This window comes from Natronomonas sp. EA1, assembly GCF_051195035.1.
Classification (GTDB): Archaea; Halobacteriota; Halobacteria; order Halobacteriales; family Haloarculaceae; genus JBNTJV01.
Genome location: NZ_JBNTJV010000002.1, coordinates 51,026 through 73,230 on the forward strand (window position 1 = coordinate 51,026; position 22,205 = coordinate 73,230).

Consider the following 22,205-nt stretch of genomic DNA (forward strand, 5'->3'; position numbering starts at 1 on the left):
TTTCCGGGGCGATACCCAAGCCGGAGGTATGGCAGACGACGACAACGAGACGGAGTCGGCAGAGAGCGAGGGAGAGGAGAAGTCCTTCCGCGAGCGCGTCGAGGAGATCCGAAAGAAACGCGCCGAGGAGCGCGAGGAAGGCGAGGGCGAGGGGATGTCCCGCGAGGAGCGCATGGAGGAGATGATGGGCGGTGGCGGTCCCGGCGGCCCGGGCGGCATGGGCGGCGGTAACCCCTTCGCGCAGATGATGGGCGGTATGATGGGCGGCGGCGGCCCCGGCGGCGCCCTCGGCGGCCAGCCCGGCGGCGAGGAGCGCGGCTCCTCGAAGGTGGACGAGGAGCTCGTGCGTGAGGTCCGGAAGGTCCGCGACGAGCTCCACGACATCCGTCGCGAGCTGGAGCGGATCGGCGACGCCTTAGAGAACTAAACCGAGTCGTAGACGTCCGCGAGGACGTCGACCGCGTGTTCCACGCTCGTCCGTTCGCGACGGGCGAGGCAGTTTTCTTTCAGTGCATCACGGTTCGCGAGCGCCCGCCGTATCCCCGCACGGAACCCCTCCGTGTCCCCTTCCGCGAAGTGATAGCCGGTCTCACCGTCCACCACCGTCTCCGAGAGCGCGCCGGAGTCGACGCCGACGACGGGGGTGCCACAGGCGTTCGCCTCCAGCGCGACGAGTCCCTGCGTCTCGACGGGGGAGGGGAACGCGAACACGTCCAGCGCGGAGTAGAAGGCGGGGAGCTCCTCGCGGTCGAGAAAGCCCAGGAAGTGGGCGTCGAGGCCCAGCTCGGCAGCCTTCGATTCGAGCGACTGCCGGGCGGGCCCGTCGCCCCCGAAGACCACGGTGGCGTCGAGACCCTCGGCCGCATCGAGGACGTGGTGGAGCTGTTTCTCGAAGCCGTGGCGGCCGGTGTAGCCGACGAGCGGGCCGTCCGGGAGGCCGTGGCGCTCCCGGAACGCGTCGGTGTCGACCGGGCGGAACCGCTCCGTGTCGATGCCGTTCGGGACGACGTGAACGTCGGTCTCGACGCCCAACTCGAGGAGGTGCTCGCGGGCGGGAGCGCTCGGGACGACCACCGCGTCGACCCGGTTCATGTACCACCGCTCGTACGCGCCCGCGACGCGCTCGACGAGGGTCGCGAGCCGGCCGTCGGCGATGTAGTCGGCGTACTCCGCCGTGGGGGTGTGATACGACGCGACGAGCGGGAGGTCGTGTTTCCGGGCGTAGCGCCGGCCCGCGAGCCCGACGAGGAACGGGGTGTGCGCGTGGACGATGTCGATGTCCTCGACGCCCGTCGGGATGGAGGGAATCCCGGCGCGGAACCCCTCGTAGAAGGGGAAGGCCACACTCCTCACGGGGTGTTCCCGCGGTTCGGGGTCGTACTCGCGAGAGCCCGGGAAGACGACGTGCATCCGGCCGCCGCGGCGTTCCCAGCGGTCGCGCCACGTCTGGACGGTGTAGGTGACGCCGTTGACCGTCGGCAGATACGTGTCCGTGAACGCGGCGACGGCTGGAAGCATGGCTCCGGCTTCGAGAGAGGGCGCTTAATGGATTTCGTTCGCGCGCTCGGCTCACTCCGCGAGCCGAGTCGCCTCCGCGTAGGCGTCCTGGAGTTCCGCACCCACCCGGTCCAGACCGTGTTCCGCGGCCGTCGCCTTCGCGTTCTCGCCGAGTCGCTCCCTGAGGTCCGGGTTCTCAGCGAGTCGGTGGAGGGCCTCCAGATACTCCTCGTGGGTCGAACACATCAGGCAGTCGTGGCCGTCCTCGTAGAACTCCCGGAAGACGGGGATGTCGGAGAGGACGACGGCCTTCCCGCAGGCCATCGCCTCGAGGACGGCGATCCCCTGGTTCTCGTTTTTCGTCGGAAACAGGTAGACGTCGCCCGCGCCGAACGCCGCGCGGATGTCCTCGACCCAGCCGGTGAACGTCACGTTCGCCGGGGGGTCGCCGACCCAGCGGTTCACCTCGGGGGAGGCCTGCGGCCCGGTGTCGTACGGCCCGAACCACGCGAACTCGTAGTCGGTGTCCTGCGCCAGCTCGCAAAAGCGGGTGAGCCCCTTCCGCTCGAAGACGTTGCCGACGGCGAAGACGACCATCCCGTCGAGGTCGTATTTCGCCCGGTACTCCTCGCGGACCGACTCGAACCCCTCGAGGTGGCTCGTGTCCACCCCGTTGGTGATCTGGCGGATGGGGGCGTCCACCGGGTACGCCTCCAGCAGTCCCTTCGTGTACTCGGAGGGACAGAGCACGAGGTCGGCCTGCGAGTAGAACCACTTCAGGTAGCGGCCGAGCGCGGGGGCGACCTCCGAGGAGAAGCGAAACGACTCGCCGAAGTCCTCGCGGGTGACGTGCGAGTGGAGGACGAGCGGGATGTCGTTGCGCTTCGCGTGCCGGGCGACGGCGACGCTACCGGGGCCGATGACGTTGCAGTGGGCGAGGTCGTACTCGCGGAAGAACCGGTCGCCGAGGGCGAACCGGTAGGTCGCACCGGGGAGCGAGCCGTTCCACGGGGAGGTGACTACCTCGACGGAGGTGTCGGCGAGGGCGGCTCGCTGGTGACGAACGGACGTGCCGATGCCCGAGCGCTGGAGCCGCGATTCCACCTCGAGGTAGTTCAGGACGCGCATACCGGAGTGGCCGGGCGACGAGGAAAAAGCGTGTCGGATTCCGTCCTCGGTTCGAGGTCAGACCCGGCGAGTGAGCCGTTTCTCGACGGTGAGCCACCGAGTATCCTCGCGCTCCTCCCGCCCTTCGACGAGGTAGCCCGTCGCCTCGTACAGCGGGGCTGCGGGCGCGCCGTCCGGCGACTCCGCCACCAGCCGCTCGATGTCGCGCTCGCTTGCGGCCCCCTCCAGTGCGAGGAGGACGGCCTGGCCCAGGTCGAACGCCCGGTCCGGGTCGGCGACGCGGAGCCGACGGATGCGGCCCGACCCCTCGCCGTCGGCGAGCACCCCACCCATCGCGACGAGGCCGTCTTCGCCTTCCGCGACGACGAACGCGCCCCCCGACGCCAGATACGTCTCGCTCACCGTCGCGAGGTCAGCCGCGTCGGTTTCGAGACCGGGGGAGAGCCCGCCGCTCGACCGACCGAGCGCCAGCACCCCCTCCTGGTCACCCGGGCGATACGGCCGGACGCGGACAGCAGTTGCCATGCGTGGAGTACTCCGGCACCGCATATACCCCTATGCCCGAATCGGGTGAAATCCGAACGGCTTTCCCGCCCATCGCCGAACTCCGGGTGTGACCATCGCGGCGACCCGTATCGACCGGCTCCACGACCTCGCCCGGGAAGCCGCGGCTGCCGGCGACCACGACCTCGCCCGCTCGTACGTGCGCCGCGCCCGCCGGGTCGCCGAACGCCACCGGCTCTCGCTGCCCGAGCAGTTCAAGCGGTTCACCTGCGACGCCTGCGACGCCTACCTCCGTCCGGGGGCGAACGCCCGCGTCCGGCTGCAGGGTGGGAAGGTCGTCATCACCTGTGAGTGTGGGCATCACGCTCGCTATCCCTACAAGTAAAGCTTCAAACCGCCTCGGCGTGACCCCTTGCCCATGAGCAACGACCTCGCCGCGCGAGCCCACGACCTCGACGTGACCGTCTGGGTCGGGAAAAGCGGCATCGCGCCCGTCGTCGACGAGTTGCAGGACCAGCTCCAGAACGAGAACCTCGTGAAGGTGAAGTTCCTCCGTGCCGCCCGCGGTGGCACCTCGACCGAGGAACTCGCTGAGGAGTTGGCCGAACAGGTGAACGCCGAGATAATCGACGTGCGTGGCCACACCGCGGTGTTCCACAAATGAGCTGGCTGCTGCCGGTCGCCCAGTCGACACCCGCCCCGCCGTCCGGCGCCTCGGGAGCGGTCGCCCGGCTCCTGCGGGGGGTTCTCCCGCCCGCGTTCGCGGACCCCATCGCCAGTGCGGCGGTGTTCATCGTCGTCTTCGTCCTCATCTACGCCGTCGGGAAGGCGGTGGTCCTCCCCGTCGTCACCCGGTATCTGAAGCGGCGTGACCTCGACGAGCACGCCCGGACCCCCATCCGGAAGCTCACGAGCATCGTCGTGGTGTTCGTCGCCATCGCCGTCGCGTTCGGGACCGCCGGCTTCGGCGACTTCCTGCAGTCGCTCGCCACCGTCGCTGCGGCCGCGACGCTCGCGATCGGGTTCGCCATGCAGGACGTGCTGAAGAACTTCGTCGCGGGCGTGTTCATCTACACGGACAAGCCGTTCCGCATCGGCGACTGGATCGAGTGGGACGGCAACGCCGGCATCGTGGAGGACATCTCGCTGCGCGTCTCGCGGGTCCGCACCTTCGACAACGAGCTGCTCACCGTGCCGAACTCGCAGTTGACGGACGGCGTCATCAAGAACCCCGTCGCGAAGGACAAGCTCCGCCTGAAGTTCGTCTTCGGTATCGGCTACGACGACGATATCGACACGGCGACGGACATCATCATCGAGGAGGCCGAGAAGCACGACGAGATCCTCGATGACCCCGAACCGTCCGTTCGCCTCACCGAACTCGCCGACTCCTACGTCGGCCTCCAGTCGCGCATCTGGATCGCCCAGCCGTCGCGCGCCGACTTCGTCCGCACGCGCGCGGAGTACGTGAAGAACGTCAAGGTCCGCTTCGACGAGGAGGGCATCGAGATCCCCTACCCGCAGCGCGACCTCTCCGGGTTCGTCGAGGTCGACGGCCCGGTTACGGCTCCCGAGCAGTAACGCGCGGTCTCACCGACTGCGTTTTCCCGTCACCGACCCCTACTCGCTGGGCTCCCGGACCCCGGTGAACTCGAAGCGGGCGCCCCCCTCGGCGCTCTCCGTCACCGTGACGGACCAGCCGTGGGCGGTCGCGATCTGTCTGATGCTCACCAGCCCGAGGCCCGTCCCGTTCGACTTCGAGGAGACGCCCGGCTTGAACACCCGGTCGCGCTCGGCCGCGGGGATACCAGCCCCCGTGTCCTCGAAGTAGAAGCCGTCCGGGAGGGTGCCGACGCGCATCCGGACGCCCTCCCCACCGTGTTCGAGACTGTTCTTCACGAGGTTGTCCGCGAGGCGGTCGAGCGCCCGCTCGTCCGCCAGCACCCGCCTCGTGTCGACGACCTCGATCGAACTCCCGTCCTCGAGGTCGCCCCACGAGCGGAAGGCGGCCGCGAGGTCGACGGGGCGGGGCTCCTCGACGAGGCTCCCCTGTGCCATCACGTTCGAGAGGTCGTCGATGAGCGCCTCCAGCCGGTCGAGCGCGCTGTGGACGGGGTCGAGCCGCGAGGTGTCGTCGAGGTCCTGTGCGAGTTCGGCGTTCCCGCGGGCGACCGTAAGCGGGGTCTTCAGGTCGTGCGAGAGCACCCCGGCGAGCCCGGAGAGCCAGTCGAGTGAGGCCTCCGCGGCCACCGATTTGCTCCCGCGTCGCCGCAGGACGGCGACGACGTTCACCACCGTCCCCGTCTCGTTGGTCACCGGCGAGAGGTCGAGGACGGTGTCCACCGAGGTGCCGTCCGCGGTGGCCACCGCGACGGAGCGGGCCACCGTCTCTCCCGTCCGCACCGCCCGCTCCAGTTCGGCCACCGTCCCGCCGTCCGCCTCACCCTCCAGCCGCTCCCAGGTCGCCCCGACGAGCGCGTCGGCCTCGTAGCCCGTGAGCTCCTCGAACCCCGTGTTCACGTAGACGAACGGGACCCCCTCGGCGGTGGCGTCGAGGATGGCGAGCCCGAACGGGAGCGAATCGAGCGCCCGGTCTTTGAGCGCCAGCTCCGCTTTCATCTCGTCCTCCTCGGTGAGGTCCTGGACGATACAGACGTGGCCGCCGTCCGCCATCTGCGTCAACACCAGCCGTTCCGGCACCTCCCGCCCTTCCTTCGTGATACCGGTCGAGACGCCGCGCCACGACCCCGTCGCCTCCAGCTCCGGCAGGATGTCCTCGTAGAACCGTTCCGTCTCCTCCGCGGAGTAGAGCACGTCCCAGTGGCGACCCACGAGCTCCGACCGCTCGCGGTTGTAGACGGCGGCGTACGCCTCGTTCATGTACTGGTAGACCCCGTCGGCGTCGATGATGCCGATCCCCTCCTGTGCCGACTCGATGGCGAGGAACGCCCGCTGGACCTGCGACTCCGCGCGGTGTTTCTTCACCAGCGTCTCGATCTTGTTCGCCAGCACTGCGTACTTCTCCGTCCCGCCCTTCTGGAGGTACTCGTCGACCCCCGCCGAGATGGCCTGGCTCGCGATCTCCTCCGACCCCTTCCCCGTAAAGAGGATGAACGGAACCTCGAGGTCCGCCTCCTGGATCGCATCCAGCAGCTCCAGCCCGGTCAGCCCCGGCATCTCGTAGTCCGAGACGACACAGTCGTACGCGCCCGTCCGCAACAGCCCGAGCGCTTCCGTCGGGTCGGTGCAGGTCGTCGTTTCGACCGCAGTGAGTTCACGTTCGAGAAACCCGACCGTCAACTCCAGCAGATCGGGCTCGTCGTCCACGAGGAGCACGGAGATATCCCCGCGACCCATCCCGAACGGGGGCATCTCGCTCGGAGAGACGGAAAGCATACACGGATATGCCCCGTCGGAATCATAAGCGTAGTGTCTTGTTCCCGGGGACAGAACGGGCGAGACGAAAGGCCCTTAAGTAGGAGTCGAGTAGGGGCGTCTGGACTAGGTCGGGCGGTTTGGCCCCGCTCGTCAACCCCGGAATGGTCATCAGGGGGACCGACCACCGAGGGCGTCTGACCAGACCACCTCGGGCCCCGCAAGCCAACTGAGAAGCCTCGTCCCACGAGGGCAGCGGTCCGCGTTCCAGCACGTGCAGGCGTGCTGTGACGCGGTTAACGGTGGGCACTTCGCCAGGCACGGAAGTGAGCAGCGAACCCATCGACACCTGTCGCCCGTGGGGTCGCGGGGTGGAGACGGCGCGCGGGACTCCCCGTGGCGGAACGGTCAGGCAATCTCGGCGTCCACATTCATCCACCTCCACCTTTTTGAGCCTCGGGTGCGCTTCGCGCACCGCGTGGCGGCGGAGCCGGCTATCCACTCGGCTAAAAAATCTGGACCAAAAAAACCCGAGTCAGCGCAGTGCGCTGACTCGGTACGACGACGGGTCCGCCTTTCCGCACAGCACCGCCCCGTACAGCCACCGCCCCGTACAGCCACCGCCCCGTACAGCCACCGCCCCGTACAGCCACCGCGACCGCAACGGGCCAGCCCTCCCCCGAGCCCGCGCGACCGTTCGCTCGCGCTCACGGGACGCGCGGACGGCCCACCGCTTCCCCACCGCACCCGCACCGCGACCGCAACGGCACCGCACCCGCACCACGCCCGCAACAGCACCGCACCCGCACCGCGACCGCAACAGCTACCACTCGGCACCGCCACCGCGACCCCCGTTTTGATTACGGTCACACACCCACCGGGCGGTATGCGATTCAGTCTCACAGCGGAACAGCAGGCCCTCCGCGAGGAAGCCCGGACGTTCGCCGAGGAAGAGATCCGCCCACGGGCCATCGACCTCGACCAGTCCGAAACGTATCCCGAGGAGGTTCTGCGCGACCTCGGCGACCGGCGCTGGACCGGCCTCACCCTCCCCGAGTCGTACGGGGGTCGGGGAAAGGGGCTGGTCGAATTGGCGCTCGTCGTCGAGGAGCTCTCCGCGGCGCTCATGCCCGTCGCCAGCGCACTCGCGCTGCATCTCGGCGTGGCGACCGTCATCGAACGGTTCGGAACCGACGCCCAGCGCGAGCGGTATCTCCCCGAAATGGCGACCTTCGACACCGTCGGGGCGCTGGGGCTGAGCGAGGAAAACGCCGGAAGCGACAAGTCGCGGCTGGAGACCACGGCGAGGAAGGAGGGCGACGAGTGGGTCATCGACGGTCACAAACAGTGGGTGACGAACGCGCTGGATGCCGACGTGGTGCTCGTCTACGCGACGACCGGGCCCGAAGAGGCGGCCCCGCACAACGTCAGCGCGTTCCTCGTCCCGACCGAGCAGCTCGAGGTCGAGCGCGTCTGGGAGACGCTCGGGGCACGCCCCGTGAAATCACCGCGGGTGTCGCTCTCGGGTGTGCGTGTCCCCGAGGAGGCGCTGGTCGGGGCGGAGGGTGAGGCGTCCGTCCAGCGTAGCGAGCTCCACACCGGCATCAACGTTCCCGCACGCGGCGTCGGCATCGCCCGCGCCGCGCTGGCGGACACCGTCGCCTACACGAGCGAACGCGAGCAGTTCGACCAGCGCATCGGCGACTTTCAGGGGGTCCGCTGGCGGGTCGCGGACATGGCCGAGCGGGTGGACACGGCGCGGTTGCTCACCCTCCGTGCCGCCGACCGGGCGGACCGCGGTGAGGACGTCTCGCGGGCGTTCCCGATGGCGAAGCGCCACGCGACGCAGGCCGCGGTGGACAACGCGAACGACGCGATGCAGCTCCACGGGGGGGTGGGGTACACGACCGAACACCACGTGGAGCGGTATCTCCGCGACGCGCGGCTGCTCACGCTCGCCGGGGGGCCGAACGAGGGGCACAGCGACAGCCTGGCGAACGCCGTCTTCGACCGCGGGCGTTAGAGCAGCCGCAGCGCCCGCGCGTACCAGCCCGCGCTCGCGGGGACGCCCGCGGCGACGAGGACGAGGAGGAAGCGGTGGAACTCCAGCAGGGTGGCGACGACACCCTGCGCCTCGCCGAGCTGGAGGGCGACGCTCGCCGGCACCGTGACGGCCCACGACAGGGAGATGAGGAAGATGAACGCGCCGAAGACGAGCCCCGCACCGGCGACGAGGGCGGGGTCCGACCGCTCCTCGCGGCCCGCGGCGAAGGCGATGACGGCGACGAGACAGAACAGCCCCGCGGCGAGCGGGGTGATGGCCCCGGCGTTGTAGTACGCGGTGACCGCGCTCCCCTCCGTGACGAGGACGTAGGGGAGCGCGAGAACGAGGAGAGTCGCGAGGCAGGCGACGATACCGGCAGTCGGGGCAGAGCGGACGTCGTCCATGCGTTCGCGTCCGGCCGGGCGACCCTTAATCGTGCCGAGACCCGCACGGAAGCGCAAGCCACAGGTGGCTGGCCGCTGGAGGGGGCATATGGTTGGACTCGGCAACGCGGCCCAGAAGCTCCAGAAGCTCGCGGACATGGCTGACGACCTCTATCAGAAGATGAACGAGGTCAGAAACCAGATCCAGGCGATGCGCGAGACGGTCGAACACACCGACGAGACCGTCGAGGCGCTCGAACGCCGCGTCGAGGAGCAGAACGTCCTCCTCGAGGCGCTCGCGGCGGAACAGGGGATCGACGTGGAGCGCGTGCTCGCGGAGGCGGCCATCGACGAAGCGGAGGACACGAACGGCGACGCCGACGCGGAGGCCGAGGACACGAACGGCGACGCCGACGCGGAGGCCGAGGACACGAACGGCGACGCCGACGGCACCACCGCGGAGTAGGACCACCCCATTTTTCACTACCGGTAATGTTTGCCTACCCATGACCACCCACCGGGAACCGCTGGAGTCGGTGCTGGACACCATCGGTGAGACGCCGCTGGTCCGGGTCCACGCCGCCCCCGAGTCAGTTCCCGTCTACGCCAAACTGGAGTCGTTCAATCCGGGTGCGTCCATCAAGGACCGCATCGGGAAGTACATGCTCGAACGGATGCTCGAATCCGGGACGCTCGCGGCGGGCGGGACCGTCATCGAGCCCACCGCCGGGAACACGGGCATCGGTATCGCCGTCGCCGCCGGCCAGCTGGAGATCGACGCGGTGTTCGTCGTCCCCGAGCGCTTCTCCGTCGAGAAGCAGACCCTGATGCGCGCGCTCGGCGCGGAGGTCATCAACACCCCCACGGAGGACGGGATGGGCGGCGCCATCGACCGCGCCCACGAACTCGCCGCGGAGCTCGACGGGGCCGTCGTCCCCCAGCAGTTCTCGAACCCCCTCAACGTCGAGGCACACTACGAGACCACCGCCCCGGAGATCTACGACGCGCTCGATGGGGAGGTCGGCGCGGTCGTCGCCGGCTGCGGCACGGCGGGGACGCTCATGGGGCTCGCGAAGTACGCCCGCGAACACCACCCTGACACCCACATCACGGCCGTCGAACCCGAGGGCTCGCTCTACGCGCAGACGAAGGGCGGCCACGCCGAGGAGGCCGACTACAAGACCGAGGGCATCGGGACGCACAACCCCGCGACGAACGAGCTGTTCGACCCCGAGCTGGTCGACGAGATCGTCCAGATCCCGGACCGCGAGTCGCATGCGGAGCTGAAGCGTCTCGCCCGCGAGGAGGGGCATCTGGTCGCCTCCTCTGCGGGAGCCGCGAGCGTCGCGGCCCGGTCGGTCGCCGAGCGCATCGCCTCGGGCGACATCGACGCCCCCTACGACTCGGTCGTCACGATCTTCCCCGACTCCAGCGAGCGCTACCTCTCGAAGGGAATCTACGGCTCCTTCGAGGAGTGGTCCGGGTAGCTACCGCGTCGACAGGAACCCCGCGTTCGGCCGGCGCCGCGCCGCCCGGACCGCCCCGGTGTGGACCGCCACGAGGAGCACGACACTCACGACGATGAGGCCCACCTCCGACGGCGTCGACAGCAGGCCGAGCGAGACGATGAGCGTCGTCGCACACGCCGGCGCGTGGATGGCCTCCGTCCCGAGCATCCCCCAGCTCGTGAGAACGATGGAGACGATGGCGCTCGCCGCCAGCCGGAGCCCCGCGGGGTCGAACGGCGCCAGCGCCCCGGTGATGACGACCCCCGACGCGAAAAGCGAGTGGGCCAGAAAGCCCGCGAGTGCGCCGATGGTGTGGGCCCCGACGATCCGCCCCGCCGGCGCGCGCGTCTCCCGCGTGTGGAACGCCAGGACGAACGCCGACGGCCCCAGACTGGGGAAGAGGAACGCCCGCCCCGTCGCCCACGCGAGGCTCCCGAGGACGACGAAGAGGACGCCGGCATACAGGCCCGTGACGACACGCTCGCGCATACGGTCGCTCCTCGCGGGGAGTAGAAACCACTCACGGTCGCGACCGTGTTCGGGACGACGGCACACGGGGGGGCCGTCCCGGAATCGTCGATGGGGAGGTAGATTCGAACCTCGCCGAGACGCTGCGCGTCTCGTCTGGTTCAAACTACTCCGTGCTACGTCGACGGTCACGGAGAGCCGCGGAGCCGAGACGCTTCGAGAGGCAATTTTCGTCAGAAGACACGAGCGGGAGGTAGATTTGAACCACAGTCGTTCCGCTTCGCTCCACGACTTGGTTCAAATCTCCTCGTCGCTACTTCGACGACGACCGACTCGCGTCTCGCGATGCTCGACGCTCGGACAGTGGTCGTCGTCAGGAAGTAGCGGGAGGTAGATTTGAACTACCGATCTCCGGGTTATGAGCCCGGCGGAATCTCCTGGCTATCCCATCCCGCTGTCTCTTCGTAATCCGGTCACCCCATTAAGGGTTGTGATTGCCGCGCCGTCTGTGAATTCTTACCTCGACTCGTGGACCCGCCACGTCACCAGACTCTCGGCGATGTAGTTCACGAGCATCCCCGCGCCGATACCCGCGACAGAGGCCATCACGATTCCCACGTCGAAGCCCCCGAACCGAATCCCCTCGGTCAGCCCGCGATACACCACGGAGAAGACCACGAGCTGCACCGTGATCCCCCCGACGCGGACCACGTTCGACGTGGCGAGCCGGCGAAGGAAGGCGGGAATCCCGACCCCGCCCTGCTCCGCGAAGGTGAAGCGGTCGTTGAGCAGGAACATGACGACGATGGCCGTCTCGATGCCCGCGAACTTCGCCACCTCGGGGGCGAGGGACGGGACGCCGAGCGCGCTCGCGATGACTGCGGACGCGCCCGTCGCGGTGAGGAGTACGAGCATGGTGTTGTCACAGATGGCACCGACGACCCCAACAGAAACGAACTGGCCGAACCGCCCGGCCGAGACGAGCGCGCGGAGCCGACGCTGGAGCCAGCTCATTTCCGGTGGACGAGGGCGGTCGGCTCCTCACGGGTCGCGGCGAGGGCGTCGTGGACCCGGCTGCGTTTCAGGCGTTTCGCGCGGTGGCGCGCCGCGAGGAGCGCGCGGGCGAGCGAGACGGCGGTGGAGACGGGCGAGACGGTCGAGCCGGGGGCGTCCTCCCAGGTGACGGGGACCTCCGCGACGCGCAGACCCAGCGCGCCGGCCATCGCGACGAGCTCCACGTCCCACGCGAAGCCGGGCTCGTACAGGTGTTCGCGCACGCGGCCCCACGCGTCGCGCGTGAGCGCCTTCGCACCGCACTGGTAGTCGTAGAGGTCTACATCGAGGAGCCGACGGGCGAGCCACGCGAAGCCGTCGCCCAGATAGCGACGGGCGAACGTCTGGTGGCCGAGCACCGTGGCGTCGGGGTGCCGGCGCGACCCCACGGCGAGGTCCGCACCGTCGAGCGCGGCGACCACGTCGGCGACGGAGTCGGCGGGGGTCGCCCCGTCCGCGTCCGCGAAGGCGAGCCGGTCGGTGTCGAGCGCCTCGAAGCCGGCGGTGATGGCCGCGCCCTTCCCCCGGCGGTAGGGGATGGCGTTGAGCTCGGCCGGGAGCTCGGCGAGGACCTCGCGGGTGGCCGCGTCCGCGTCGTCGAGTTCGATCCTGATGACGGCGGGTGAGAGCGTCTCGTCGAGCGCGCGAACGAAGCGAGCGAGCCGCTCGGTGTCCGGGTGGAAGGCGGGGACGACGATGCCGAGCGACGGCGTCATTGCCGGAGAAATCGGCGGCGGGAGTAAAAGGTGTTCGACTCCCCTCCAAAAAGGGTTTACTCGGGGGCGGTCGCATACCGACCAATGGAGTACGGTCTCGTCGTCCGCTGGCTCGCCACCTACCTCCTCTTGGGCGTGGCCAGCTACCCCATCGCCGCCGCACTGTTCCCCCGCCTCCACGACCGCGGTGCGAGCCTCACGATCCCCATCGGGCTCGCCGTCCTCGGGGTCGTCGGCTACCTCGTCGGGCAGGTCTCGTTCGGGCTCCTCGCCCTCCTCGCGGGCATCCTCGTCCTGCTCGGACTCTCCTTCGCCGTCGGCGACACCCAGTTCGACCGCCGTGGCTTCCTCGAACCCGCGGCGGTGTTCACCGTCGCGTTCCTGTTCATGGTCGCCATCCGGGCCGTGGACCCGGCCATCCACCCCTACGCCGGCGAGAAGTTCCTCGACTTCAGCCTCCTGAACTCCCTCCTCCGGGCGGAGGCCCTCCCTCCCGAGGACCCGTGGTTCGCCGGTGCCGGCGTGAAATACTACTACGGCGGCCACCTCCTCAGCGCCCTGCTCGCGACGCTCACGTTCACCAGCTCCCCCTATGCGTACAACCTCGCGCTCGCGGGCTTTTACGCCGCCTACGTCACCGCGGGCTACGGCCTCGCGTCGAACGTCGCCGCCCATGTCGGGGCGCCACGGCGGCTCGCCGGCGGGCTCACCGCCTTCTTCGTCGGGCTCGCGGGGAACCTCTACGTCGCCGGCGCGTTCCTCCTCTATCTCCTCCCCGACGGCCTCGCAGGGAGCATCGTCGGCCCCGAGAACCCCATGCTGGAGTGGACGCCGGAGACGTTCTCCTACTGGACGCCCACGCGCATCATCACCGGGAGCATCAACGAGTTCCCCCTGTTCGCGTGGCTCAACGGCGACCTCCACGCCCACATGATGTCCACGCCGTTCCTCCTGCTGGCGGCGACCCTCCTCTACGCCTACTGGCGCACCCCCGAGGAAGAGATTCGGCGACGCCGGCTGCTCGTCTTCGGGGCGCTCCCCCCCGTTGCGGGGCTCCTCGCGCTCGTCAACACCTGGTCGTTCCCCGCGGCGGCGTTCGGGCTGCCGGCGCTCACCCTCTACTTCGCCCCTACGGACCCCCGCACGCTCCTGCCCGAACGCGCCCGCGAGGCACTGTCCGGGGAGCACGCCGTGAGCGAGGAACTCCTCCGCGGCGTGAGCGCCCTCTCGCTCGTCCTCCCCGTCATCCTCCTCGGTGTGGGCTGGTCGCTCCCGTTCTGGTTCGGCACCGCGAGCGGGCGCTCGCTCGGCTTCCTCCCCGAGCGCTCCGCGCTGTGGGAGCTGCTCCTCATCCACGGCGCGTTCCTGCTCGCCTTCGGCCTCTACACCGGCCGGCGGATCGCCCGTGAGGCGACGAACCCCCTTACCGTACTCGGAGCTGTCGTCGCCCTGCTCGTCGTCTCCGTCCTCGCGGACGCCCCCGCCGTGGGGCTGTTCCTCCCGCTGTTGCTCGCCGGCTGGTATCTCCTCCGGCGCGACACCGAGGTCGGGTTCGAGACGGTGCTGCTCATCGGTGGGGTGGGTATCGTCCTCCTCGTGGAGTTCGTCTTCGTGCAGGAGGAGGCCGGCCCCGGTCGGTTCAACACCGTGTTCAAGACCTACGCGCAGGTGTGGGCGCTGTGGGCGCCCGCGCTCGGCGTCGTCCTCGCGCGGCTCGTCGGGGGCGTCTCCGGCCCCAGTAGCGAAACGTGGCGAACGGTAGGCCGCGGGGTCACCGCCGTTCTCGTCCTCACCACGGGGATGTACGCCGCGTTCGCCGTCCCCCAGCACATCGAGAGCGACAGCGTGTTCGGCAGTGCCGACGAGCCCACGCTCGACGGAACGGCCTACGTCGCCGACCGGCACCCCGGGGAACTCGAGGCCATCCGGTGGCTCGACGACAGGGCGGGCCAGCCGAACATCGCCAGCGCCCCCGGCTGCTGGTGTAACCCCGCGGACACCGTCCAGCCCTACTCGTGGGCGAACGCCCCCTCGACGATGACCGGAATCCCCACCGTCGCGGGCTGGTCACACGAGGTCGGCTATCGGGGACAGGAGACCTACCGCCAGCGCGTTGCCGACGTGGAGACGATCTTCACCGGGAACGACAGCGCCCAGTCGCGGCTCCTCGCGGCGTACGAGGTCGAGTACGTCTACGTCGGGCCGAACGAGCGGAGCCTCTACGGGAGCGCGATCACGATCACGAATCACAGTGCCGTCACGGTGGCACACCGGTCGGGCGACGTGACGATACTGGCCGTAGACCAATCGGTGCTCTGAGGAAGAGAAAGCGGAAGCGGAAGCGAAAGCCGATCAGACCGCGAGGTCGCCTTTCCCCTTGATGACGGTGACTTCGCTCTCGTCGACGTCGATGACGTCCATGTGCATCGGGATGAACCGGCGCTTGGCGAAGTCCTCGCGCTCGTCTGCGCTGCCGACCGTACACCAGAGCTGGACGCGGTCGGGGCCGTGCCAGTCACCGTTGCGCGTGACGGCGAAGCAGACGTACTCCTCGCCGTCCACCTCGACGACGGCGTCCTTGCGGATGCCAGGGTCCCCGTGGATGATGAGTCGCTTCATAGGCACGCTTCGGAAACACGCCAATTAAGCGCTTCGAAGGGGGTCAGTCGCGGGCGAGGCCGGCCCCCACCGCGGCGAGGGACGTGACGACGACCGCCGCCGCAATGGCGCTCATGAGCATGAACACGATGAGCGCGCCGAACGGCCGATAATCGGTGGGGACGAACGCCGCGGCCGCGAGCGCCACCGCACCCACGAGCAGCGCCCATCCGAGCGCGAACGAGCGGGCGCGCGACCGCGAAGCGAGCACGCCCGCAGCGGGCGCGAGCGCGACCGGGAGGAGCTGCAGCCAGAGTGTGCCCAGTATCACCGGGAGCGGCGGGGCGAACGGGGGCGCGAACGCGACGATGACGGGAATCACGGCAATGAGGACACCAGTGAGCGACACGAGGCCGACCCGTGCCGCGGGTCGCGCCGCGCGGTAGTGGTCGGGGCGAGTCGCGGCGACCCACCCGAGCACGGCGACTAGCACGGCTCCCGCAATCGTGACACCGACGGCCGGCAGCCGCCCCACGAGGGCGAGCACGAGACTGCCGAGCGCGATAGCAACCCCGACAGCGAGGAGCCCCCGTCCGAGACCGGACGCACGATCACGGTCAGTCCCGCGAATGAGCCCGAGCCCCACCCCGACGAGGGCACCGAACAAGAGCGTCGTGGGGAGGACGTACGCCCGGAGGTTGTCGAGATATATGGGGAGCGTGTCGGCCCACAGCGCCGCTGTCGTCCGAAGTGCCGAGTTCTGGAGGTCGGTGGGGGCGAAGACGATACGCCCCTCACCGTGGGAGAGGTGCGTCTCCGAGAACGCGGTGGCGTTCCCGTACCACGTCACGTTCCGGCCGTCGACGACCGACTCCGCTGGCGTGTTCGTCACGCGCGTTCTCTCGGGGGTGACGACGCTGAGTCGGTCGACGTTCACCCTGAACCCGCGGTCGGCCCCGTCGGTGTCGAAGTATTCGAGCCGCGTGGTGCCGAAGGCACGCTCCAGCGGGGCCCGGTCGGTGAACGTGACGACCACCGTGTTCCCGACCAGTCGAGTGTCGAGCCCCGTGGGGTCCTCGGCCGGGCCGTTCGGGTACGACGCGAGGGCCGCGCGGGCGAGCGCGTGCACCCCGACGGTAGCGTTCTCCAATCGAGCGGCGCTCTCGGGGGTCACGCGGGTGCGGGCCGTCCACGCCGCCGTCCCGTTCGCGAGGAGCCGAACGTCCGCGGTGCTTTCGAGGACGGTCACCTCGATGTCCACGTCCGCCGCGGCGCGGGCGAACTGCTCACCACAGGCTCCACAGGCGACCTGTGGCGGCGAACTGGCGAGCGCGGCGGGTACGATGGATGCCACCACGAGGAGGGTGAGGAGGGTCGCGAGGGCGGGGGAGGGAGACGGGCGGGGGGACACGGTGAGAGGCTCACGAGCCCGCGGTAAATACTTTCTACCCTACATATCCGCGACGATCTCGTCGGCCACGTTGTCGAGGTAGCCCGAGTGGTTATCGCCGACCTGCGCGGTCACGTCGCGGTCGGCGTAGTTCGGGGCGGGCGTGTTGCCGGATTCGTAGCCCGTCTCCCCGAGCGCCTGGTCGAACTCGTAGGAGTTGTACACCCACTCCAGCACGTCGTCCTCCTGCGAGTAGTAGTTGTAGGTGGCGTCCGTCTCGTTGGCGACGCCGTAGTAGCCGGGCGCGTACTCGGTGGTCGGGTACTCGTTGTCCACGGCCGCGCCGATGAGGTGGACCGACTGAATCGTGTACCCGTTGTTATCCCAGTAGCTGGAGTTATCGAGCGTTTCGAGTGCGGAGAAGATGACTCGCGCGCCGAGCGAGTGGCCGACGAATCGGACGGTTCCCCCGCAGTAGTACTTGTAGTCGAGGAAGAACTGCGCGAGCTTCGTGCCGTTCTTTTCGGCCACCTCCTTCGCGGTGGACCAGCCGTAGTCGCCCGCATCGCTGTCCACGTCGTTGTCCCACGAGAAGCCGATGACCGTGCCCCAGTAGCCGTTGCCGTCGAGCTGCTGGTCGGCCTGTTCGAACTTGTCCTCCGCGGCGGCTTCGGCCTCGGAAGAGTCGCCCTTCTTCCACCAGCCGTGGACCATGACGGTCAGGTCGGAGACACAGCCGCCGTCGACGCCAGGGACGGTGCCGACGGTGTCGTAGTCGGTGGCGGTGTGGCCGGTGGTGAGGGTCCCGTCGTCGTCGTAGTGGCCGCGCGTGGAGACGTACGGGACGTACGTGGCCGCGCTGGCCGAGGTGGTTGCGAGGGCGGCAAGGCCCGTCGCGGCGAGACTACCTTTGAGGAAGCGTCGTCGGTACATGGTTGGAGCGGCCCACCGACCGGTACGAACCGCGGACGTACCCGACCGGAACAGGCCATATTTCTGACGAGAACGCGTTTGTAATATATTTTGCCACGGAATCTGCGAAAATATCTAGAAGGACGCGACCGGCGTGGCCGTCGCTGGGGGAGCCACGAACGAGATTCGATGCCATACGGGCCGGCGGTTCGCCCCACGGAGGAAGGAAAACCAAACGGGTTTTAAGCCGGGGCTTGTTACTTCCGGCAACAACCATGCAGATGCCACGCCGGTTCAACACGTACTGCCCGCACTGTAACACCCACCACGAGCACGAGGTGGAGAAGGTCCGCCGCGGCCGCTCCTCGGGCATGAAGTGGGACGCTCGCCGCACCCGTCGCGGGAAGGCGGTCATCGGGAACGCCGGTCGCTTCTCGAAGGTACCCGGTGGCGACAAGCCCACCAAGAAGACGAACCTCAAGTACCGCTGCTCCGACTGCGGCAAGGCCCACCTCCGCCCCGGATGGCGCGCCGGCAAGCTGGAGTTCCAGGAATAATGGCTGGGAACTTCTACCGCGTCAAGTGCCCGGACTGTGAGAACGAGCAGGTCGTCTTCGGGAAGGCCTCCTCGGAGATCGCGTGTGCCGTCTGCGGTCACACGCTCGCTCGCCCGACCGGCGGCAACGCCGCCATCGAGGGCGAGGTCCTCGAGACGGTCGAGGACCGCTCCACGAACCCCCTCGCGTAGAGGGACGCTTTTCCGGCGTTTTCTCACTCGTTAGCGACCGCGACGGCATACGAACCTTTTATTCGCTCCACCCGACTACGGTCGCCTATGAAATTCAGTGGTTGGCCCGACCAGGGCGAACTCGTCGTCGGTCGCGTCGACGAAATCGCCGACTTCGGCGTCTTCATCGACTTAGAGGAGTACGAGAACAAACGCGGGCTGGTCCACGTCTCGGAGGTCGCGAGCGGGTGGATCAAGAACATCCGTGACCACGTCAGCGAGGGGCAGATCGTCGTCTGTAAGGTGCTCGACGTGAACACCGGGAGCCAGCAGATCGACCTGTCCATCAAGGACGTCAACGACCACCAGCGCTCCGACAAGATCCAGGAGTGGAAAAACGAGCGGAAGGCGGACAAGTGGATGGAACTCGCGTTCGGCGAGGACCTCGACGACGACACCTTCCAGCGCATCGCGATGGCGCTGTACGACGAGTACGGCTCGCTGTACGACGGCTTCGAGGCCGCCGCCATCCACGGCCCCGAGGAGCTGGAGGGGACCGACCTCTCCGACGAGGAGGTCTCGAAGATCGTCGAGACCGCCCGCGAGAACGTCTCCGTCCCGTACGTCACCGTCACGGGCTACGTCGACCTGCGCTCGCCGAACCCGGACGGCGTCGACGACGTGGCGGCCGCACTCGAAGCCGCGGAGGGGAACGGCGAGGTGCCCGAGGAGGTCGAGCTCGACGTGACCTACGTCGGCGCACCGGAGTACCGCATCAAGGTGAAGGCGCCGAACTACAAGACGGCCGAGTCGGAGCTCGAGGCCAGTGCCGCGCGCGCGGAGGAGGCCATCGAGTCCCGCGGCGGGACGGGCCACTACCACCGCGAGCGGAAGAGCGACGACGAGTAGATGAAATCCGACATCCACGTCTGTGCCGACTGGGAGACGGCCCACGAGCGGCCGGTGTACACGCTCGGCGATACGTGTCCCGAGTGCGGTGCGGACGCGGTGAACGCCGCCCCCGCGCGGTTCAACCCCGAGGACCCCTACGGTGAGTACCGTCGCCGGCTGAAGCGCCGGCATCGGTAGGAACCGACGTACTCTTTAGCCGCCCCGCACGGGTGGGTTAGCATGGACGAGTTCGACATCGAGCGACACGCGGACCCGGAGCTCTCCGAGCCGATCCTCATCGAGGGGCTCCCGGGCGTTGGCCACGTGGGGAAGCTCGCCGCCGACCACCTCATCGACGAGGGTGACGGCGAGCTCCTCTGCCGGATCTACTCCGAGCACTTCCCGCCGCAGGTGACGGTGGAGGAGGGGACGACGAAGCTCGCGAGCGCCGAGTTCTACGCCGTGACCATCGACGGCGTCGAACTCGTGGTGCTCGTCGCGGACCACCAGGCCGGCGACGGCCCGGGCCACTACCGGCTCACCGACCGGTTCCTCGACATCGCCGCGGAGTACGGCTGTGAACGGGCGTTCGCACTCGGGGGGATCCCGACCGGCGAACTCATCGAGGAGTCGGGGGTCATCGGCGCAGTGAACGACGCCGACCTCACCGAACCGTTGGAGGACGTGGGCGTCGAGTTCCGCGAGGACGAGCCCGCAGGTGGTATCGTCGGCGTCTCCGGCCTGCTTCTCGGACTGGGTGGTCGACGCGGGCTCCCCGTCGCGTGCCTGATGGGGGAGACCTCCGGCTACCTCGTCGACCCGAAGAGCGCCCACGCCGTGCTCGACATCCTCTCGGAGCATCTCGGCTTCGACATCGACTACGCCGCGCTCGACGAGCGGGCCGAGGAGATGGAGGAAGTGATGGCGAAGATGCGGGAGATGGAGCAGGGGACGACCCCGAGCGACGAGGACCTGCGGTATATCGGCTAGCGGAAACGACAACCGCCCCCGAGAGATTCTTATCCACGCTGTCCCTATCTGGGGCGTGTTCCACGAGGTGGTGGCCGCCCTCCCGGAGTGGCTCCTGCTCGGCGTCCTCCTCGGCCTCGTCGCGAGCGTCGGCGCCGCGGCCCTGTTCTACGTCGGCGTCCGCTACTTCCCCGAAGAGCCCACCCCCGGCGAGCAGATCTACGACGGTGACGCGCGCCGGCGTCGCGAGATCCGCGAGTATCTCGACGCCATCGGCGAGCAGTACGCCGAGAGCCACTTCGTCGAGGGGCAGGAGGTCGCCTTCTACCTCCCGACACGCGACGTGGCAATCACCTTCGACGCCCGCGCCTTCTTCCGCATCGAGCGATCCCCGACGTACGCCGTCCTCGTCGAGTACGAGATGCCGAGCGTGAATCTGGGGTATCGCCTCCCCTTCGACGTGCCCGAGCTGGAAGACGAGACGGAGGGGGACCCCGCCGTCTCCTCGTTCGCCGTGCTCGGGCTCCCGCCGAGCGCCGACGAGGGGGCCGTGAAATCCGCCTATCGCGAGCGCGTGAAGGAGGTCCACCCGGACCACGGCGGCTCGAAGGAGGAGTTCGCCCGCGTCCGGGAGGCCTACACCGAGGCGAAGAAGCGGGCCACGTAAGCCGCCGGAGCGAGAACTGGGGGTATGCGCGTCGAGATCACAGACGAGGTCGTCGCTCAGCTCCGTGAAGTGCTCGAGACGGGGGACGTAGACGACCCCGTGAACTGGATGGGTGTCCAGGGGATCGCGTGGGACAAGGGCCACGACGAGCTGGTGGAGTTCATCGTCGCCGCGGACGCCTCGACCTACTACGAGGCGCTCCAGCGGGCACAGAGGGAAGAGTCGAAAGCCTGAGCTCAGCGGGCGTACGCGTGGGGGATTCCCGACGCGTCCGTCGGCTCGATATCGCTCACGTAGCGGTCCGCGACGGGGTCGATGGCCACCACGGAGAGGAGCCACAGCGCCCCCACGCCCGCCGCGAGCACCCACCACACCGTCGACAGCGAGGCGGAGAGCCCGACGAACAGCAGGAGGAAGCAGCCGACGATGAGCCCCAGCGCCACGACGTCGTTGGCGAGCGTCCAGACGAGATACCACCGCTGGGCGCGGTCGGCGTCGGCCCAGTAGCGGTCGATGGCGACGAGGACGTCCGTGATCATCCGCGGTCAGGCCTCCGCGACCTCGTAGGCGAGCCCGGCATCGCGCAGGGCGTCCGTGACGCGCCCGGCGAGGTCGGAGGTGACGACAACCACCACGTCGAGCCCGCGGCCCGCGGCGTCGGCGGCCACGTCACCCGCGGCGAACGTCACGTCCGGCTCCACGTCGGCCTCGCGGAGCGCGACGACGGCCTCCACCCCTTCGGCGGCGACGAGGTCCGCGGCCCCGCAGTCCGCCGTGAGGCCGTCGGGGGCGTCCGGCGACCCCGACCGGATCGGCGGGAGCTGGTACACCGTCACCGACCCCGGCGCGAGGTCGATGATGCCGGCGAAGCCCGTCACGCCGACCACACCGCCCGCCTCCGCGTCCGTCGTGGCGATGCCCGTCGCGGGCCCCGACTCCCCCGGCCGGGCGTGGAGGAGGCCGTCACGGATCGAGAGCGACACCGGCTCCCCCTCCTCGATGGGGGCGAGCGCGATGGCGGCGTCCTCCTGCACGGAGCCGAGCACGTCCTCGGTGACGTGGTCCGCGAACCGGCGGACGTCGGCGGCCTGCTGGAACAGCCAGTCGACCCCCTCCTTCGTCACGCGATACCGGGACCGAGCTTCCTTCTCGACGAACCCCTCCTCGACCAGTTCGCGGATGTACTCCGAGACGGCCTGACTGGTGACACCGACGGCCTCCGCGATCTCCCCCTGATTGACGGCCGGGCCGCGCTCCGCGATCTCGGCGAGCACCCGAAACTTCGTCGCGGCCCGCTTGTTGTCGAGGACATCGACCATGCACGGAACAGGGGCGGTCGGGGCTTAAACCCCGGTCGTTCCCCGCCGTCGGCAGG

At 69.0% G+C, this 22,205-nt stretch carries 28 protein-coding genes, 1 tRNA gene and 1 other RNA gene; 16 read left to right on the plus strand and 14 right to left on the minus strand.

Going from position 1 to position 22,205, the window contains the following annotated elements; genetic code table 11:
* Window positions 1-28: 28 nt before the first annotated feature.
* A complete protein-coding gene (locus ACQUQR_RS06095; RefSeq protein WP_435195565.1) occupies window positions 29-427 on the plus strand; it encodes a hypothetical protein in 399 nt (132 codons plus the stop codon).
* Here the strand turns inward: ACQUQR_RS06095 and ACQUQR_RS06100 are convergent.
* The 3 genes from ACQUQR_RS06100 to ACQUQR_RS06110 are packed head-to-tail and all read right to left on the minus strand — an operon-like array spanning window position 424 to window position 3,150.
* Window positions 424-1,518, minus strand: a complete 1,095-nt coding sequence (locus ACQUQR_RS06100; protein ID WP_435195566.1) for a glycosyltransferase — start codon at window positions 1,516-1,518, stop codon at window positions 424-426. The two genes, ACQUQR_RS06095 and ACQUQR_RS06100, sit on opposite strands and share 4 nt — an antisense overlap.
* A 51-nt stretch (window positions 1,519-1,569) precedes the next feature.
* The gene (locus ACQUQR_RS06105; RefSeq protein WP_435195567.1) at window positions 1,570-2,625 is read right to left on the minus strand and encodes a glycosyltransferase family 4 protein; all 1,056 of its coding nucleotides are present in this window, start codon (window positions 2,623-2,625) and stop codon (window positions 1,570-1,572) included.
* Window positions 2,626-2,682: 57 nt separating this feature from the next.
* The gene (locus tag ACQUQR_RS06110) at window positions 2,683-3,150 is read right to left on the minus strand and encodes a GNAT family N-acetyltransferase (protein WP_435195568.1); all 468 of its coding nucleotides are present in this window, start codon (window positions 3,148-3,150) and stop codon (window positions 2,683-2,685) included.
* Between the two features lie 88 nt (window positions 3,151-3,238).
* Between ACQUQR_RS06110 and ACQUQR_RS06115 the strand changes: the two genes are divergently transcribed.
* The 3 genes from ACQUQR_RS06115 to ACQUQR_RS06125 are packed head-to-tail and all read left to right on the plus strand — an operon-like array spanning window position 3,239 to window position 4,710.
* The gene (locus ACQUQR_RS06115; RefSeq protein WP_435195569.1) at window positions 3,239-3,514 is read left to right on the plus strand and encodes a ribonuclease P protein component 4; all 276 of its coding nucleotides are present in this window, start codon (window positions 3,239-3,241) and stop codon (window positions 3,512-3,514) included.
* Between the two features lie 33 nt (window positions 3,515-3,547).
* Window positions 3,548-3,793, plus strand: coding sequence for a YhbY family RNA-binding protein (locus ACQUQR_RS06120; protein ID WP_435195570.1), 246 nt, complete (start codon window positions 3,548-3,550; stop codon window positions 3,791-3,793).
* Window positions 3,790-4,710: a mechanosensitive ion channel family protein gene (locus ACQUQR_RS06125; RefSeq protein WP_435195571.1), complete on the plus strand. Its 921-nt coding sequence runs from the start codon at window positions 3,790-3,792 to the stop codon at window positions 4,708-4,710. The genes ACQUQR_RS06120 and ACQUQR_RS06125 overlap by 4 nt, the downstream gene beginning before the upstream one ends.
* A gap of 39 nt (window positions 4,711-4,749) precedes the next feature.
* On the opposite strand, the gene ACQUQR_RS06130 is transcribed toward ACQUQR_RS06125, so the two are convergent.
* A complete protein-coding gene (locus ACQUQR_RS06130; protein WP_435195572.1) occupies window positions 4,750-6,525 on the minus strand; it encodes a response regulator in 1,776 nt (591 codons plus the stop codon).
* 98 nt (window positions 6,526-6,623) lie between these two features.
* Between ACQUQR_RS06130 and ffs the strand changes: the two genes are divergently transcribed.
* Both ffs and ACQUQR_RS06140 read left to right on the plus strand, forming a co-directional pair.
* Window positions 6,624-6,935: signal recognition particle sRNA (gene ffs / locus ACQUQR_RS06135), an RNA gene on the plus strand.
* A 455-nt stretch (window positions 6,936-7,390) separates the two neighbouring features.
* Window positions 7,391-8,527, plus strand: a complete 1,137-nt coding sequence (locus tag ACQUQR_RS06140; protein WP_435195573.1) for an acyl-CoA dehydrogenase family protein — start codon at window positions 7,391-7,393, stop codon at window positions 8,525-8,527.
* On the opposite strand, the gene ACQUQR_RS06145 is transcribed toward ACQUQR_RS06140, so the two are convergent.
* Window positions 8,524-8,952, minus strand: coding sequence for a DUF7548 family protein (locus ACQUQR_RS06145; RefSeq protein WP_435195574.1), 429 nt, complete (start codon window positions 8,950-8,952; stop codon window positions 8,524-8,526). The two genes, ACQUQR_RS06140 and ACQUQR_RS06145, sit on opposite strands and share 4 nt — an antisense overlap.
* An 88-nt stretch (window positions 8,953-9,040) precedes the next feature.
* Between ACQUQR_RS06145 and ACQUQR_RS06150 the strand changes: the two genes are divergently transcribed.
* Together ACQUQR_RS06150 and ACQUQR_RS06155 are read left to right on the plus strand one after the other, a co-directional pair.
* Window positions 9,041-9,397 carry a DUF5798 family protein gene (locus tag ACQUQR_RS06150; RefSeq protein ID WP_435195575.1) on the plus strand — a complete coding sequence of 119 codons (357 nt, stop codon included), beginning with the start codon at window positions 9,041-9,043 and terminating at the stop codon, window positions 9,395-9,397.
* A 40-nt stretch (window positions 9,398-9,437) separates the two neighbouring features.
* Entirely contained in the window at window positions 9,438-10,418 is a 981-nt protein-coding gene (locus ACQUQR_RS06155) for a PLP-dependent cysteine synthase family protein (protein ID WP_435195576.1), read from the plus strand.
* Here the strand turns inward: ACQUQR_RS06155 and ACQUQR_RS06160 are convergent, their stop codons facing one another.
* From ACQUQR_RS06160 to ACQUQR_RS06175, 4 genes are all read right to left on the minus strand, one after another.
* Window positions 10,419-10,928: an HPP family protein gene (locus tag ACQUQR_RS06160; protein ID WP_435195577.1), complete on the minus strand. Its 510-nt coding sequence runs from the start codon at window positions 10,926-10,928 to the stop codon at window positions 10,419-10,421.
* Window positions 10,929-11,288: 360 nt separating this feature from the next.
* A tRNA-Met gene (locus ACQUQR_RS06165) sits at window positions 11,289-11,363 on the minus strand.
* Window positions 11,364-11,423: 60 nt separating this feature from the next.
* The gene (locus ACQUQR_RS06170; protein WP_435195578.1) at window positions 11,424-11,921 is read right to left on the minus strand and encodes a GtrA family protein; all 498 of its coding nucleotides are present in this window, start codon (window positions 11,919-11,921) and stop codon (window positions 11,424-11,426) included.
* Entirely contained in the window at window positions 11,918-12,676 is a 759-nt protein-coding gene (locus ACQUQR_RS06175) for a glycosyltransferase (protein ID WP_435195579.1), read from the minus strand. The genes ACQUQR_RS06170 and ACQUQR_RS06175 overlap by 4 nt, the downstream gene beginning before the upstream one ends.
* A gap of 84 nt (window positions 12,677-12,760) precedes the next feature.
* Between ACQUQR_RS06175 and ACQUQR_RS06180 the strand changes: the two genes are divergently transcribed.
* Complete coding sequence (locus tag ACQUQR_RS06180; RefSeq protein ID WP_435195580.1) at window positions 12,761-14,995, plus strand: DUF2298 domain-containing protein; 2,235 nt, start codon at window positions 12,761-12,763, stop codon at window positions 14,993-14,995.
* A gap of 33 nt (window positions 14,996-15,028) precedes the next feature.
* On the opposite strand, the gene ACQUQR_RS06185 is transcribed toward ACQUQR_RS06180, so the two are convergent.
* Genes ACQUQR_RS06185 through ACQUQR_RS06195 form a run of 3 tightly spaced genes read right to left on the minus strand, consistent with a single transcriptional unit; the run spans window position 15,029 to window position 17,597 of the window.
* On the minus strand, window positions 15,029-15,295 hold the full coding sequence (locus ACQUQR_RS06185; RefSeq protein WP_435195581.1) for an HAH_0734 family protein: 267 nt from the start codon (window positions 15,293-15,295) through the stop codon (window positions 15,029-15,031).
* 43 nt (window positions 15,296-15,338) lie between these two features.
* Window positions 15,339-16,685: a hypothetical protein gene (locus ACQUQR_RS06190; protein WP_435195582.1), complete on the minus strand. Its 1,347-nt coding sequence runs from the start codon at window positions 16,683-16,685 to the stop codon at window positions 15,339-15,341.
* 39 nt (window positions 16,686-16,724) lie between these two features.
* Window positions 16,725-17,597, minus strand: a complete 873-nt coding sequence (locus ACQUQR_RS06195) for a DUF726 domain-containing protein (RefSeq protein ID WP_435195583.1) — start codon at window positions 17,595-17,597, stop codon at window positions 16,725-16,727.
* Window positions 17,598-17,851: 254 nt separating this feature from the next.
* On the opposite strand from ACQUQR_RS06195, the gene ACQUQR_RS06200 reads away from it, so the two are divergent.
* The 7 genes from ACQUQR_RS06200 (at window position 17,852) to ACQUQR_RS06230 (ending at window position 21,064) form a co-directional block, all read left to right on the plus strand.
* Window positions 17,852-18,133 carry a 50S ribosomal protein L44e gene (locus ACQUQR_RS06200; protein WP_435195584.1) on the plus strand — a complete coding sequence of 94 codons (282 nt, stop codon included), beginning with the start codon at window positions 17,852-17,854 and terminating at the stop codon, window positions 18,131-18,133.
* Window positions 18,133-18,324 carry a 30S ribosomal protein S27e gene (locus tag ACQUQR_RS06205; RefSeq protein ID WP_435195585.1) on the plus strand — a complete coding sequence of 64 codons (192 nt, stop codon included), beginning with the start codon at window positions 18,133-18,135 and terminating at the stop codon, window positions 18,322-18,324. Before ACQUQR_RS06200 ends, ACQUQR_RS06205 begins: the two co-directional genes overlap by 1 nt.
* 87 nt (window positions 18,325-18,411) lie before the next feature.
* Window positions 18,412-19,212: a translation initiation factor IF-2 subunit alpha gene (locus ACQUQR_RS06210; RefSeq protein ID WP_435195586.1), complete on the plus strand. Its 801-nt coding sequence runs from the start codon at window positions 18,412-18,414 to the stop codon at window positions 19,210-19,212.
* Entirely contained in the window at window positions 19,213-19,392 is a 180-nt protein-coding gene (locus ACQUQR_RS06215; protein WP_435195587.1) for an RNA-protein complex protein Nop10, read from the plus strand.
* Window positions 19,393-19,434: 42 nt separating this feature from the next.
* Complete coding sequence (locus ACQUQR_RS06220) at window positions 19,435-20,184, plus strand: proteasome assembly chaperone family protein (protein WP_435195588.1); 750 nt, start codon at window positions 19,435-19,437, stop codon at window positions 20,182-20,184.
* Between the two features lie 55 nt (window positions 20,185-20,239).
* Entirely contained in the window at window positions 20,240-20,830 is a 591-nt protein-coding gene (locus ACQUQR_RS06225) for a DnaJ domain-containing protein (RefSeq protein WP_435195589.1), read from the plus strand.
* Window positions 20,831-20,854: 24 nt separating this feature from the next.
* Complete coding sequence (locus ACQUQR_RS06230; RefSeq protein ID WP_435195590.1) at window positions 20,855-21,064, plus strand: hypothetical protein; 210 nt, start codon at window positions 20,855-20,857, stop codon at window positions 21,062-21,064.
* 2 nt (window positions 21,065-21,066) lie between these two features.
* Here ACQUQR_RS06230 and ACQUQR_RS06235 read toward each other — a convergent pair whose 3' ends face one another.
* Both ACQUQR_RS06235 and ACQUQR_RS06240 read right to left on the minus strand, forming a co-directional pair.
* Window positions 21,067-21,369 carry a hypothetical protein gene (locus tag ACQUQR_RS06235; RefSeq protein ID WP_435195591.1) on the minus strand — a complete coding sequence of 101 codons (303 nt, stop codon included), beginning with the start codon at window positions 21,367-21,369 and terminating at the stop codon, window positions 21,067-21,069.
* A 6-nt stretch (window positions 21,370-21,375) separates the two neighbouring features.
* Window positions 21,376-22,149 carry a MarR family transcriptional regulator gene (locus tag ACQUQR_RS06240; protein ID WP_435195592.1) on the minus strand — a complete coding sequence of 258 codons (774 nt, stop codon included), beginning with the start codon at window positions 22,147-22,149 and terminating at the stop codon, window positions 21,376-21,378.
* Window positions 22,150-22,205: the final 56 nt, after the last annotated feature.